The sequence below is a fragment of the Enterobacter cloacae complex sp. ECNIH7 genome (assembly GCF_002208095.1).
Lineage (GTDB): Bacteria > Pseudomonadota > Gammaproteobacteria > Enterobacterales > Enterobacteriaceae > Enterobacter > Enterobacter cloacae_M.
Genome location: NZ_CP017990.1, coordinates 5,103,792 through 5,115,986, shown reverse-complemented (window position 1 = coordinate 5,115,986; position 12,195 = coordinate 5,103,792). Strand labels below are relative to the sequence as shown.

The 12,195-nt window shown below is 56.5% G+C and carries 15 protein-coding genes; 8 read left to right on the top strand and 7 right to left on the bottom strand.

Features of this window, described 5'->3' with window-relative positions:
- Positions 1 to 2: 2 nt before the first annotated feature.
- From yihS to yihU, 3 genes are read right to left on the bottom strand one after another with little or no spacing between them, the layout of a single operon-like run.
- Positions 3 to 1,244: a sulfoquinovose isomerase gene (yihS, locus tag WM95_RS25560; RefSeq protein WP_063408688.1), complete on the bottom strand. Its 1,242-nt coding sequence runs from the start codon at positions 1,242 to 1,244 to the stop codon at positions 3 to 5.
- A gap of 14 nt (positions 1,245 to 1,258) precedes the next feature.
- Positions 1,259 to 2,134: a sulfofructosephosphate aldolase gene (gene yihT / locus WM95_RS25555; RefSeq protein WP_063408689.1), complete on the bottom strand. Its 876-nt coding sequence runs from the start codon at positions 2,132 to 2,134 to the stop codon at positions 1,259 to 1,261.
- Between the two features lie 17 nt (positions 2,135 to 2,151).
- Positions 2,152 to 3,042: a sulfolactaldehyde 3-reductase gene (gene yihU / locus WM95_RS25550; RefSeq protein WP_029740324.1), complete on the bottom strand. Its 891-nt coding sequence runs from the start codon at positions 3,040 to 3,042 to the stop codon at positions 2,152 to 2,154.
- A gap of 155 nt (positions 3,043 to 3,197) precedes the next feature.
- Here yihU and WM95_RS25545 point away from each other — a divergent pair, with 155 nt between their 5' ends.
- From WM95_RS25545 to fabY, 6 genes are all read left to right on the top strand, one after another.
- Positions 3,198 to 4,094 (top strand): sugar kinase, encoded by an 897-nt coding sequence (locus WM95_RS25545; RefSeq protein WP_063408704.1) that lies wholly within the window; start codon positions 3,198 to 3,200, stop codon positions 4,092 to 4,094.
- A 34-nt stretch (positions 4,095 to 4,128) separates the two neighbouring features.
- A complete protein-coding gene (locus tag WM95_RS25540; RefSeq protein WP_047174093.1) occupies positions 4,129 to 4,929 on the top strand; it encodes a DeoR/GlpR family DNA-binding transcription regulator in 801 nt (266 codons plus the stop codon).
- A 120-nt stretch (positions 4,930 to 5,049) separates the two neighbouring features.
- Positions 5,050 to 5,649: a glucose-1-phosphatase gene (gene yihX, locus WM95_RS25535; protein WP_063408690.1), complete on the top strand. Its 600-nt coding sequence runs from the start codon at positions 5,050 to 5,052 to the stop codon at positions 5,647 to 5,649.
- Positions 5,643 to 6,524: a virulence factor BrkB family protein gene (locus tag WM95_RS25530; protein WP_023309756.1), complete on the top strand. Its 882-nt coding sequence runs from the start codon at positions 5,643 to 5,645 to the stop codon at positions 6,522 to 6,524. Before yihX ends, WM95_RS25530 begins: the two co-directional genes overlap by 7 nt.
- Positions 6,521 to 6,958, top strand: coding sequence for a D-aminoacyl-tRNA deacylase (gene dtd, locus WM95_RS25525; protein WP_008501836.1), 438 nt, complete (start codon positions 6,521 to 6,523; stop codon positions 6,956 to 6,958). Before WM95_RS25530 ends, dtd begins: the two co-directional genes overlap by 4 nt.
- 44 nt (positions 6,959 to 7,002) lie before the next feature.
- Positions 7,003 to 7,944: a fatty acid biosynthesis protein FabY gene (fabY, locus tag WM95_RS25520; RefSeq protein ID WP_023309755.1), complete on the top strand. Its 942-nt coding sequence runs from the start codon at positions 7,003 to 7,005 to the stop codon at positions 7,942 to 7,944.
- An 8-nt stretch (positions 7,945 to 7,952) separates the two neighbouring features.
- Here the strand turns inward: fabY and WM95_RS25515 are convergent, their stop codons facing one another.
- The gene (locus WM95_RS25515; protein ID WP_063408691.1) at positions 7,953 to 8,873 is read right to left on the bottom strand and encodes an alpha/beta hydrolase; all 921 of its coding nucleotides are present in this window, start codon (positions 8,871 to 8,873) and stop codon (positions 7,953 to 7,955) included.
- Positions 8,874 to 9,072: 199 nt separating this feature from the next.
- Between WM95_RS25515 and WM95_RS25510 the strand changes: the two genes are divergently transcribed.
- Entirely contained in the window at positions 9,073 to 9,315 is a 243-nt protein-coding gene (locus tag WM95_RS25510) for a ribbon-helix-helix protein, CopG family (RefSeq protein ID WP_047743309.1), read from the top strand.
- A 2-nt stretch (positions 9,316 to 9,317) separates the two neighbouring features.
- Entirely contained in the window at positions 9,318 to 9,689 is a 372-nt protein-coding gene (locus tag WM95_RS25505) for a type II toxin-antitoxin system VapC family toxin (protein WP_080298642.1), read from the top strand.
- A 39-nt stretch (positions 9,690 to 9,728) separates the two neighbouring features.
- Here the strand turns inward: WM95_RS25505 and fdhE are convergent, their stop codons facing one another.
- Genes fdhE through fdxH form a run of 3 tightly spaced genes read right to left on the bottom strand, consistent with a single transcriptional unit; the run spans position 9,729 to position 12,189 of the window.
- A complete protein-coding gene (gene fdhE / locus WM95_RS25500; RefSeq protein WP_010436850.1) occupies positions 9,729 to 10,658 on the bottom strand; it encodes a formate dehydrogenase accessory protein FdhE in 930 nt (309 codons plus the stop codon).
- Positions 10,655 to 11,290, bottom strand: coding sequence for a formate dehydrogenase cytochrome b556 subunit (gene fdoI, locus WM95_RS25495; protein ID WP_023309750.1), 636 nt, complete (start codon positions 11,288 to 11,290; stop codon positions 10,655 to 10,657). The genes fdhE and fdoI overlap by 4 nt, the downstream gene beginning before the upstream one ends.
- Positions 11,287 to 12,189 (bottom strand): formate dehydrogenase subunit beta, encoded by a 903-nt coding sequence (gene fdxH / locus WM95_RS25490; RefSeq protein ID WP_008501831.1) that lies wholly within the window; start codon positions 12,187 to 12,189, stop codon positions 11,287 to 11,289. Before fdxH ends, fdoI begins: the two co-directional genes overlap by 4 nt.
- Between the last annotated feature and the right edge of the window lie 6 nt (positions 12,190 to 12,195).

Here is a 12,195-nt window from a genome sequence, read left to right as displayed (position 1 = left end):
TATTATTTGGCCAGGCTGTCCAGCAGACCAGCGGCTACGGCAGGCGCTAAGCCCGGTGCCAGCGGCAGGCGAGGGATCACCAGGCAGTGCAGCAGATGGTAAATATCCTGCTTGCCGTCCCAGACTTTGGTGGTCACTTCGTTATTGGTGTCCAGCTCCTGCCACCAGGAACCGTTTTCGTAATCCATCAGATACTTGATGCAGTAATCCCACCACTTCTGATACCAGGCCTCGTACTGCGCCTCGCCGGTCACGGTATAGAGGGCATAGGCCGTGCCCATCGCCTCGACGATTGGCCAGCGCACGCGTTCGCGCACGATAGGCTTGCCGTCCCAGCCCACGGAGTAGACAAATCCATCGGCTCCGTCGGGTGCCCAGGCGTCGCGGATGGTGGCGTGGAACAGGCCTTTTGCATCTTTCAGCAGCCATTCCGGCGGGGTTTCAAAGCGCGCTTCCAGCGCGGCGCGCAGGTGCAGCATCAGGCGGCCCCACTCAATCCAGTGCCCCGGCGTGCCGCCGTAGGCGCGGAAACGGTGGGCGGGGTTATCAATGTTGTAGTCGCGAATCGGATTCCAGCCGGTGTCGAAATGTTCGTTAACGCGGTACTCACCTTTTCGCGCCACGTCATGAATAATCACCGACGCGATGCGGAGGGCGCGGTCGAGCCATTTGCGGTCGTGGGTCACGTCATAAACGATCAGGAAGGCTTCTACGGCGTGCATGTTGGCGTTACCGCCACGGTAATCTTCCGTTTTGCTGAACGCTTCATCCCATGACTCCAGGCACATCTGCTCCTGTTCGCTCCAGAAGTAACGCTCAATCACCTCGATAGCATCGTCCAGCAGCCTGCGCGCCTGCGGATGGCCGGTGGTGACGGCGCTTGCCGCACCCAGCAGGACGAAGAAGTGCTGATAGCCCTGCTTGGAAGCGTCAATGACGCCCTCATCGTTAACGCAGGCGTACCAGCCGCCGTGCTGCTTGTCGCGCAGCGGGCCGTTCAGGGCGTTAATGCCGTGCTCAACCAGGGCATACGCACCGGGGCGTCCCATGTTCGCCGCCACCGCGTAAACGTGCAGCATACGCGCCGTGATCCACAGATGCGTGCCCATATCGCTACGCACCTGGCCGTTATTGCCCAGCCAGCCAAAGCCGGTCGGTACGGCGGCGTTTTTACCGAAATCGAGAATGCGGTCGGTCTCTTGTTCGAGCCAGCGGTTATGGCTCAGGGTGTTAAACCATTTCATGTTCGGGTCCTTTCTTAACGGCGAGCCATCATTTCGTCGACGATCTCACCCAGACGCTGCAGTTTTGGTACTGCAATATCGCGGAGCATCAGCTCGGTGTCCGGCAGGCCAATCACAGAGGACCAGACGGCGCGACCGGCTAAAAAGCCCGATGCACCTGCCTGCATGGCGACGCTCACGGCGCGCGGGAATAACTTATCGTCCACGCCGGACGAGAGGATCACCCACGGCATGGCGATGTTCTCATTCAGCTTTTGCGAGGCCGCCAGCAGCGCCTGCTGCGTGCCTTTTCCAAACAGCGGCATCTCCACTTTGTAGAGGTCGGCGCCGCTGTCGCCCAGCTCTTTGGCCGCGTCGATAATCGCCTGCTCGCGGTCAAACGCGGCGCCGCGACGCGGCGGACGTACAACCGGCTCGATAATGCTCAGCAGCCCGTTGTCGTGGCACAGCGTGTTGAACGCCTTCACCATCTCCAGACGCTGCTGCGGGTCTTCATCGCTGCGCCACAGCACCAGCAGCTTTAGCGCCTTGCCGCCATCGCGTTTGATCGCCTGTGCGTCGATATTTTTGTCGATCACCACGCTGTCGACCGGAATACCATTCCCCGGAATAAACTCGTCGGCCGCCACAATCATCGCGCAGCTTTTGGCCACGGCCTGCTGCTCCACAATCTGGCGATAGCAGAACTGCTGGTCGACGAGAATGGCAGAGGCGTACGGCGACAGAATTTTCGCTGCGTTGACCTTAAAATCCGTCAGGTGCTGGTCGGTTACCGGCACCGGCGCGCCTGCGGCGGCAAACATCAGGCGCATCGCTTCGCGCTGATCCACGGCCAGCATCGCAAAACCGCCGGAAGGTCGGGTGATATCTTTCAGGGTGTACATCGTCATTCCTCAGTCCTTTCGTATCAGTGTGTTTTTTTTAGCCCGGCAGATGCGCGAACCTGTTCAAGAATGGCCGTCCAGTCTTCGCGCCCGCGCCCGGCGGCGCGTGCCTGGTTGTAAACTTCGCGGGAGGCCGCGCCCAGCGGCATCGGAACGTGGAGCTGGTTGGCCACGTCGAGGGCGATCCCCAGATCTTTATGCGCAAGGTCGATCATGAAGGCGGGAGAAAGATCCCCTTTCAGCACCTTGTTCGGCCAGGATGTCGTGAAGTGGCCTTTACCCGCAGGCGTACCGCTCATGACCTTGAGCGCCACGTCAAAGGAGAGGCCAAGCGCTTCGCACAGCACGGCGGCCTCGGCGGAAAGGGCGTTCAGAGCAATGCTCATGTAGTTATTGATAAGCTTCACGCGAATGCCCATGCCCGGCCCGCCAGCGTTAATCAGCTCATTGCCCATCGCCATTAATACGGGGGTGGCTCGCTCAACCTGCTGCGCTGTGCCGCCAGCCAGCAGGAGCAGCGTGCCGGCGATGGCATGGTCAGAGGTGCGTCCGACGGGTGCGTCCATCAGGCTGAAGCCGCGATCAGACATGTCGCGGATCAGCGCGTCGGTTTGCAGCGGATGAATGGTAGACATATCAATCACCAGCGCGTCGCGGGATAACCCCTCGCATACGCCGTGCTCGCCGAACAGAACGCTGCGCACCAGGTCGCCGTTTGGCAGCATGGTAATCACGAATTCGGCATCCGTTGCGGCCTGCGCTGGCGTGGCCGCCGCCCGCGCGCCGTTCTCTACCAGCGCCTGAACCGCCTGCGGGTTCACGTCAAAAACGTTAAGCTGATGGCCTTGCTTAAGCAGATTCTTCGCCATTGGCGCGCCCATCTGCCCTAAACCGATAAATGCGATTGCTGACATACCTCTCTCCTGTCACATTGTGTCAATTTTTGCACGTTTTCGTTGTCTGTTTTTGATCGTATTTGTAATTTATAGTCAAAAAATTGACACGGGTCACTTTTTTAACATTTGATGAAATTAAAATGAAAGCATCAGAAATCGCAGAAGGAATCACCATGACTCGCATCGTTTGTGTCGGCATTACCGTGCTGGATCGCATCTGGTATCTCGATGATTTACCAAAAGAAGGTGGGAAATATGTCGCTAAGGACTATACGGAAGTGGGCGGCGGCCCGGCGGCAACGGCGGCAGTGGCGGCGGCGAAACTGGGCGCGGAAGTGGATTTTATTGGCAGGGTGGGGGACGACGATACCGGAAGGCGGCTGCTCACGGAGCTGGAATCCCTGGGGGTAAATACCCGCTTTACGCGCGTGTTTAAGGGGGCCCGCTCGTCACAGTCGGCGGTGCTGGTGGACGGCAGCGGGGAGCGCGTTATCGCGAACTATCCCAGCCCCGACCTCCCTGCTGAGGCAGGATGGCTGCGTGAAATCGACTTCTCGCAATGGGATATCGTATTAGCTGACGTGCGCTGGCACGATGGGGCAAAGCAGGCGTTTACCCTCGCCCGTCAGCAGGGTGTGCCGACACTGCTTGATGCGGATGTCACCCCGCAGGACATCGCGGAACTGGTTGCCTTAAGCGATCACGCGGCCTTCTCCGCGCCGGGACTGCGGCGCTTAACGCAGCGGGATGAAACTGAAGACGCGCTGAGAAAAGCACAAACGCTCACAAATGGACATGTGTATGTCACCCAGGGGCGAGACGGCTGTTTCTGGCTGGAAAATGGCGCGTTGTGTCATCAGTCTGGCTATGAAGTGGAGGTTGTAGATACCACGGGGGCGGGTGATGTTTTCCACGGTGCGCTGGCGGTTAGTCTGGGACAGAGGGCGTCTGTTGCCGAGGCCGTGCGTTTTGCCAGCGCCGTTGCAGCATTGAAATGCACAAAACCTGGCGGACGGGCAGGGATACCTGACTGTGATCAAACCCGCTCTTTTTTGTCACTTTTTGTATAAAATGCGGGACGTGATGGTTTTCAGAGGACAGCCCATGAGTCTTACCGAACTGACCGGCAACCCGCGTCACGATCAGCTGCTGACGCTGATTGCCGATCGCGGCTATATGAACATTGATGAGCTGGCGCAGCTGCTGGACGTGTCGACGCAAACCGTGCGTCGGGATATCCGCAAGCTGAGCGAGCAGGGGCTGATCACGCGTCATCATGGCGGGGCGGGCAGAGCCTCCAGCGTGGTGAACACGGCGTTCGAGCAGCGCGAAGTCTCGCTTACCGAAGAGAAGCGGGCGATTGCCGAAGCCATTGCGGACTATATTCCCGATGGCTCCACCATCTTCATCACCATCGGCACGACCGTGGAGCACGTTGCCCGGGCGCTGCTAAACCATAACCACCTGCGCATCATCACCAACAGTCTGCGGGTGGCGCATATTCTGTATAAGAATCCGCGCTTTGAAGTGATGGTGCCGGGCGGCACGCTGCGTCCGCATAACGGCGGCATTATCGGCCCGGCGGCCACGGCGTTCGTATCGGGATTCCGTGCGGATTACCTGGTCACCAGCGTCGGGGCGATCGAACACGACGGTGCGATGATGGAATTTGACGTGAACGAAGCCAGCGTGGTGAAAACCATGATCGCCCACTCCCGCCACATTTTACTCGCTGTCGATCATACGAAATATCAAGCGTCTGCGGCGGTTGAAATTGGCAACGTGGCCCAGGCGACGGCGCTCTTCACCGACGAACTGCCCGGCTCGGCGCTGCAAAATCATCTCAAATCCAGCAAAGTTGAAATAGTGGAAGTGATTTCAAACGACGAACAGCAGGCAGGTTAACGCTTCTCCTGGCCCGACATTCACGTTCGGGCCATTCCTTTCTTTAAGCTGAATCTCACGCATAGCCAAACCTTATCTTTCCCGCTACAGTTACTTTTCCACGGCGAGCAGGAGATAACCATGCTTTATATCTTTGATTTAGGAAACGTAATCGTCGATATCGATTTTAATCGCGTGCTGGGTGCGTGGAGCGACTTTAGCCGTGTTCCGCTGGCGACACTGAAGCAGAATTTCGCGATGGGCGAGACCTTCCATCAGCATGAACGCGGCGAGATCGGTGATGAAGAATTCGCTGAACGTTTCTGCCAGGAGATGGGGCTTTCGTTAAGCTATGAACAGTTTTCCCACGGCTGGCAGGCGGTATTTGTGGCGGTTCGCTCTGAGGTGATCGACATCATGCACAAACTGCGCGAGCAGGGCCATCGGGTCGTTGTGCTATCAAATACCAACCGTCTGCACACCACATTCTGGCCTGAAGAATACCCTGAAGTTAAGGCGGCGGCCGACAAGATCTACCTCTCGCAGGAGATGGGGATGCGTAAGCCTGAAGCGCGAATTTATCAGGCTGTTCTGCAGTCAGAGGGATTCACCGCGGCCGATGCGGTCTTTTTCGACGACAACGCCGATAATATAGAGGGAGCTAACCAGTTAGGTATAACGTCAATTCTGGTGACCGGAAAAGAGACGATACCAAACTACTTTGCGAAGCAGCTATGCTAAAAACCGTTCATCAAAAAGCCACGCATCATACTCGCCCGCTGAGGGCATGGCTGAAACTGCTCTGGCACCGTATTGATGAGGACAACATGACCACGCTGGCGGGCAACCTCGCCTACGTGTCGTTGCTCTCATTAGTGCCGCTGGTGGCGGTCATTTTTGCCCTGTTTTCCGCCTTTCCGATGTTTGCGGACGTCAGCCTGCAGCTTCGTCATTTTGTCTTCGCGAATTTTATTCCGGCAACCGGGGATGTCATCCAGAACTACATTGAGCAGTTCGTTGCCAACTCCAATAAGATGACGGCAGTGGGGGCATGCGGTCTTATCGTTACCGCGCTGCTGCTGATGTACGCCATCGATAACGCGCTGAACACGATCTGGCGGAGTAAAAAAGCGCGGCCAAAGGTCTATTCCTTTGCCGTGTACTGGATGATCCTCACGCTGGGACCACTGCTGGCCGGGGCGAGCCTGGCGATCAGTTCGTATCTGCTTTCCCTACGGTGGGCGAGTGATTTAAACGGTGTGATCGATAATGTGCTTCGCATCTTTCCGCTGATCCTGTCGTGGCTCTCGTTCTGGCTGCTCTATAGCGTCGTGCCGACCACGCGCGTGCCTAACCGAGATGCGGTTTTGGGGGCGCTGGTGGCGGCGTTGCTTTTTGAGCTCGGTAAAAAAGGGTTTGCCCTCTACATCACCATGTTTCCGTCCTATCAGCTGATTTACGGCGTGCTGGCGGTGATCCCCATTTTGTTTGTCTGGGTCTACTGGACCTGGTGTATCGTCTTGCTTGGTGCTGAAATAACTGTCACTCTCGGTGTATACCGCGAACTTAAAAAAGCAGCAGAAGCTGAAAAACAATTAGAAGCAGACCAACCATGATTGCATTGATACAGCGCGTAACCCGTGCCAGCGTCACCGTGGAGGGAGAGGTGACGGGTGAAATTGGCCCAGGACTTTTGGTGTTGTTAGGTGTCGAAAAGGATGATGACGAACAAAAAGCCAACCGCTTGTGTGAGCGCGTGCTGGGCTACCGTATTTTCAGCGATGCGGAAGGCAAGATGAACCTGAACGTCCAGCAGGCGGGCGGCAGCGTGCTGGTGGTTTCCCAGTTTACGCTGGCAGCGGATACCGAGCGCGGCATGCGCCCGAGCTTCTCTAAAGGCGCCGCGCCGGATCGTGCGGAAGCACTTTACGAGTACTTTGTTGAGCGTTGTCGCCAGCAGGAAATGAATACGCAAACCGGACGATTCGCTGCAGATATGCAGGTTTCGCTGGTGAACGATGGCCCCGTCACATTCTGGCTCCAGGTATGAGCCAACTGGCGGCGTGGCCGCGGGTAACAAGAGAGAGTACAGCTATGTATCACCTTCGAGTACCGCAAACGGAAGAAGAGTTAGACGCTTATTACCAGTTCCGCTGGGAAATGCTGCGCAAGCCACTGCATCAGCCAAAAGGATCTGAACGAGACGCCTGGGATGCGATGGCCCACCATCAGATGGTGATGGACGAAGAGGGTAACCTCGTCGCCGTCGGGCGCTTGTATATCAACGCCGATAACGAAGCGTCGATTCGCTTTATGGCGGTTCATCCCTCCGTTCAGGACAAAGGTCTGGGAACGCTAATGGCGATGACCCTGGAATCCGTCGCCCGTCAGGAAGGCGTTAAGCGCGTCACCTGTAGCGCCCGCGAAGATGCCGTGGAATTTTTTGCCAAGCTCGGTTTTGTGAATCAGGGGGAAATCACAACCCCGCAAACCACGCCGATTCGTCATTTTTTGATGATCAAACCCATCGCCACGCTGGATGATATTCTTCATCGCGCCGACTGGTGTGGACAGCTGCAGCAGGCCTGGTATCAACACATTCCGCTGAGCGAAAAAATGGGCGTGCGCATTCAGCAGTACACCGGACAAAAATTTATTACCACCATGCCGGAAACCGGCAATCAGAACCCGCACCACACCCTGTTTGCCGGAAGTCTGTTTTCCCTCGCGACGCTCACCGGGTGGGGTCTCATCTGGCTGATGCTTCGCGAGCGTCATCTGGGCGGAACCATCATTCTCGCCGATGCACACATTCGCTATAGCGCACCGATAAGCGGCAAGCCGAGCGCCGTGGCCGATCTGGGGTCACTGGGTGGCGATCTCGACCGCCTGGCACGCGGCCGCAAAGCCCGCGTACAAATGCAGGTTGAACTGTTTGGCGATAAAACACCGGGGGCGGTGTTTGAAGGCACCTACATTGTTCTTCCAGCGAAGCCCTTCGGCGCGTATGAAGAGGGTGGGAACGAGGAGGAATAATCTTCTGTTCATTCACCTCGGGCGTGCTTAATCCGCCCGGCGATATCCCGCATTAGGTCTCGCGCTGACTGGCTGACGCCGCCAAGCTGAAAGAAGCCATGGATGACGCCCAGCCAGCGCTGAGCAGTACACTTCACACCCTGCTCAGTCAGATGCTGATACAACATTTCTCCCTCATCGCACAGCGGATCGTACTCTGCGGTAATGATGTGCACTGGCGGAAGTCCGTAAAAATCATCGCGCCACAGCGGGCTGGCTTCCGGATGCTGGCGGTCAGTCTCTGCGAGATACATTTCATACCCGCTGAGCAGGGTATCGCGGGTGATAATATAATCCGTGCCATTAAGGGCATAGCTTTCAAAGCTGGCCGTGGCGTCGAGCATGGGATAGATAAGAATAAGCTGAACAGGTTGCCACAGCTTTTTAACCTTAAGCCTCAGCGCCGTTACCAGCGCCAGATGCCCTCCTGCACTGTCCCCACAGAGGGTGAGCCGGTTCTTATCCACGCCTAATTTGTCCGCATACTGCCAGACCAGATCTGCACCTCTTTCAGCATCGTCATGTGCGGCGGGGAAGGTATGCTCCGGCGCTAACCTGTACTGAACGGCGATCACCCGGCAATTGCCGTAGCAGGCTAACTGACGGAGTTGGTTGTCATGGGTATCAAAGCCGCCGCTGATAAAGCATCCGCCGTGATAGTAGATGGCAGCAGGCAATATTTCAGGGGCATTAAGAGGTGAAAATACTCGAATGGTAAGGCCCTCAAGCACTAGCGTCTCCACCTGAACGCGCGTTTCTATCTTCCCGGCAAGCCCCGCGCTGGCAATGTACCCTGCTCGTCGTACCTCAATGGTCTGTCGACGTGACGAAGGCCGGCCTGCAGCGATAAATCCCTGAACCAGCTGCGCAATACCCTGTTCCAGTGCCATGAAAATTCCCTTTAACTGTATGGATATACAGCTTTATAACCTGGTTTAATTCAAAAGAAAATAAGAAAATTGTCGAGTACTAAAAATCTGGAAAGCGCTTCGCAAATAGCTGGAAAACTATAGCTACGTGCTTTAACCCTTCTGAATAAAAGCGTATGTTGCCTTAAAAATAGACAATGGTGATATACTAAGGTGATATATGAGTCTTTCCGCGGATCTTGATATGGGCAGAATTCTGATCGATTTGTCTGATGACGTAATTCAACGACTGGAAAATCTGAAGCAGCTGCGTAACCGGCCTCGTGCCGAATTGCTTCGGGAAGCCATTGAGCAATATCTCGACCAGCAGAGTTCATCGGTTATCCGCGATGCGCTTGGCTTGTGGGGAAACCAGCAGGAAGATGGGCTTGAGTATGAACGCAAGCTGCGTGAGGAGTGGTAATTATGGAGCACATGGCAGTGTTCGATACCAATATACTCATTGATCTATTTAATAATCGCGTTGAGGCTGCGGATGCAATCGATCGCACAGCTTCGCATCGAGCCATTAGCCTGATCACATGGATGGAAGTCATGGTGGGTGCCCGCAAACATGGTCACGAAGCTAAAACTGCGACAGTGATGGGCGTATTTGAGATTATTGATATCACCCGAGATATCGCTGAAAGAAGTGTAATTCTGCGCGAGAAGCATGGAATGAAACTGCCTGATGCTATCATTCTGGCCACAGCTCAGAGCAGAAATTGTCCGTTGATTTCTCGAAACACGAAAGACTTTTCGGGCATTACTGGAGTCGTTTCACCTTACCAGCTGTAGGCCGGGCAAGCTTGCGCCGCCCGGCACTCTCACAGGAAATTACTCCCCTTCACCCGGGAACAGGAACGGGTTGATCGAGCTGCGGGCAAAGCCCTCCTGCTCCATCTTCGCATCCAGAATCAGCGAGGCGAGATCGTCGGCCACGGCTTCGACTTTCGGGTCTTTTTCCTGATACAGAATCTTCAGGTAAGTGCCGCAGTCGCCGCAGCTTTCGGCTTTCACCGCCGCTTCTTCGTTTTCCAGCGACCAGTAATTCAGATCGCGGGTCTGCTCGCAGTTGCTGCACTTGATGCGCACCACGTGCCACTCGGTTTCACACAGGTTGCAGTGCAGGTAGCGCAGCCCCTGAGTCGTGCCGATTTGCACCATGCTCGAAACCGGCATGGAGCCGCAGACCGGGCAGAACTGGCGCGCCTCGCCGTATTCGGCGCGGGCTTTACCGGGGATCAGGCTTGCCATTTGCGCCCAGTAGAGCGACAGCGCAGCCCAGATAAACGGCGCTTTATCGCTGCTGACCAGCGAGAAGTCGGAGGCAAACAGCGCGCTCGCCATCTCTTCCAGCTCCAGGTCAGAGGCTTTTTCCAGATTCTCGATGACCGCCAGCGCGGTACCGCTCATCTCCGGCTTCAGCTCGGCAATGAGCGAATGCAGCAGCTTTTGCCAGTGCTTGTCGCGCGGCAGGACGTGAATGTCCAGCGGCGGCTTGCCCTGCGCGTTGGCTTCTTTGATGCGCGCGGTCAGGTCCATTTGCAGCGGGTGGTCGTACAGCACCACTTCCTGCGCGTGGGCAACCAGCGCGGCAAAGCGCAGAAAATCGCCCAGCGGGTTGTTCTCTGCCAGCTCGCGCAGACGCTCTGCGCGGCGGTTGTAGAGGTTCTTGAGTCTGGGGAATAACAACGGCGGAATATAATCCGCCGTGCGTTTCTCGCTCGACCCCAGCTCATCTTGCGGGATTATGCGAATACTCATTCAGATGACTTTTCCTGTTTCTGGCGGACTTCACGGTACCAGCGCGGGTGATGTTTCTTCGCCCACGTGCTGGTTACCCATCCTTCCACCATCGCGGTAATGGTGCCTTTCACCCAAAGGGCGGCGTAGATATGCACCATGATAACCACAATTAACGCCACTGCGGCAAATGAATGCAGCATCAGCGCAAATCGGATCACCGGGATTGAGAAAGCAGGCGCAAAGTACGGACGCCAGATGATCACGCCGCTCACCAGCAACAGGACCAGGAAGATAATCGCCGCCCAGAATACGCATTTCTGGCCGAAGTTATAACGCCCGGTATCACCCACTTCCTCGTTGACGACGATCTTACGAATATTCTTCGCCCAAAAGATATCATCCCGATTGATTAGGTTATGGTGCCAGTAGCGGAAAAACATAATGATGAACGACGCGAACATGATGACGCCCACAAACGGGTGCAGGATGCGCGCCAGCTGTGGCGTCCCCAGTACCTGCATCAGCCAGTTGAAGGACGGGAAGAAGAACCCCAGCCCGCTTATCGCCGCCAGCATGAAGCAGAAGGCGGTGACCCAGTGGTTGATGCGTTCCGGCGCGGTGTAGCGCACGATGGTGTCACGTTTTCTCATTTGCGCACCTCGTCTTTCTCTTCATGCAGGTTGTCGTCTTCCTCTTCCGCGCGGTTCGGACCAACGCCGACGTAGTGGAAGATGCTCGCTGCGAAGGTGGCAGCAAAACCGACCGCTGCCAGCGGTTTCCAGATGCCTTTCCAGAACTTCACGGTGGCGCTAATTTCCGGGTTCTCCGGCAGGCCGTGATACAGGTTCGGCTTGTCGGCGTGGTGCAGCACGTACATTACGTGCGTACCGCCAACTCCGGCCGGATCGTACAGGCCCGCGTTGTCGTAACCACGGGTTTTCAGCTCGCCTACGCGCTCTGCCGCCAGCGTTTTCATATCCTCTTTAGAACCAAAGTGGATCGCGCCGGTTGGGCAGGTCTTCACGCATGCAGGCTCCTGGCCGACGGTGACGCGGTCAACGCACAGGGTGCATTTGTAAACGCGGTTGTCTTCCGGGTTCAGGCGCGGTACGTCGAATGGGCAGCCGGCGATGCAGTAGCCGCAGCCGATGCACTGTTCAGACTGGAAGTCGACGATGCCGTTGGCATACTGAATGATAGCCCCTTCTGACGGACATGCCTTCAGGCAGCCCGGATCCGCACAGTGCATACAGCCGTCTTTGCGGATAAGCCATTCCAGCTTGTCGTTCTGCTCCACTTCCGAGAAACGCATCACCGTCCAGGACTTGGCGGTCAGGTCCGCCGGGTTGTCGTACACCCCGACGTTGTGACCCACTTCGTCACGCAGATCGTTCCACTCCGAGCACGCCACCTGACAGGCTTTACAGCCGATACAGGTGGTCACGTCGATAAGCTTCGCCACTTCCTGCTGGTGGTCCCTCGCCTGAGGCGCGGGCGTGAAACCGTTAGTCGCGGAACGACGGATAATGTCTTGAGATTGATAAGCCATAAGTCG

Coding starts and splice junctions, on each gene's coding strand:
- WM95_RS25505 (WP_080298642.1), top strand. CDS start 9,318: ATGGAGCACATGGCAGTGTTCGATACCAATATACTCATTGATCTATTT.
- WM95_RS25545 (WP_063408704.1), top strand. CDS start 3,198: ATGACTCGCATCGTTTGTGTCGGCATTACCGTGCTGGATCGCATCTGG.
- WM95_RS25515 (WP_063408691.1), bottom strand. CDS start 8,873: ATGGCACTGGAACAGGGTATTGCGCAGCTGGTTCAGGGATTTATCGCT.
- yihX (WP_063408690.1), top strand. CDS start 5,050: ATGCTTTATATCTTTGATTTAGGAAACGTAATCGTCGATATCGATTTT.
- dtd (WP_008501836.1), top strand. CDS start 6,521: ATGATTGCATTGATACAGCGCGTAACCCGTGCCAGCGTCACCGTGGAG.
- WM95_RS25540 (WP_047174093.1), top strand. CDS start 4,129: ATGAGTCTTACCGAACTGACCGGCAACCCGCGTCACGATCAGCTGCTG.
- yihS (WP_063408688.1), bottom strand. CDS start 1,244: ATGAAATGGTTTAACACCCTGAGCCATAACCGCTGGCTCGAACAAGAG.
- yihU (WP_029740324.1), bottom strand. CDS start 3,042: ATGTCAGCAATCGCATTTATCGGTTTAGGGCAGATGGGCGCGCCAATG.
- yihT (WP_063408689.1), bottom strand. CDS start 2,134: ATGACGATGTACACCCTGAAAGATATCACCCGACCTTCCGGCGGTTTT.
- fdhE (WP_010436850.1), bottom strand. CDS start 10,658: ATGAGTATTCGCATAATCCCGCAAGATGAGCTGGGGTCGAGCGAGAAA.
- fdxH (WP_008501831.1), bottom strand. CDS start 12,189: ATGGCTTATCAATCTCAAGACATTATCCGTCGTTCCGCGACTAACGGT.
- fdoI (WP_023309750.1), bottom strand. CDS start 11,290: ATGAGAAAACGTGACACCATCGTGCGCTACACCGCGCCGGAACGCATC.
- WM95_RS25530 (WP_023309756.1), top strand. CDS start 5,643: ATGCTAAAAACCGTTCATCAAAAAGCCACGCATCATACTCGCCCGCTG.
- WM95_RS25510 (WP_047743309.1), top strand. CDS start 9,073: ATGAGTCTTTCCGCGGATCTTGATATGGGCAGAATTCTGATCGATTTG.
- fabY (WP_023309755.1), top strand. CDS start 7,003: ATGTATCACCTTCGAGTACCGCAAACGGAAGAAGAGTTAGACGCTTAT.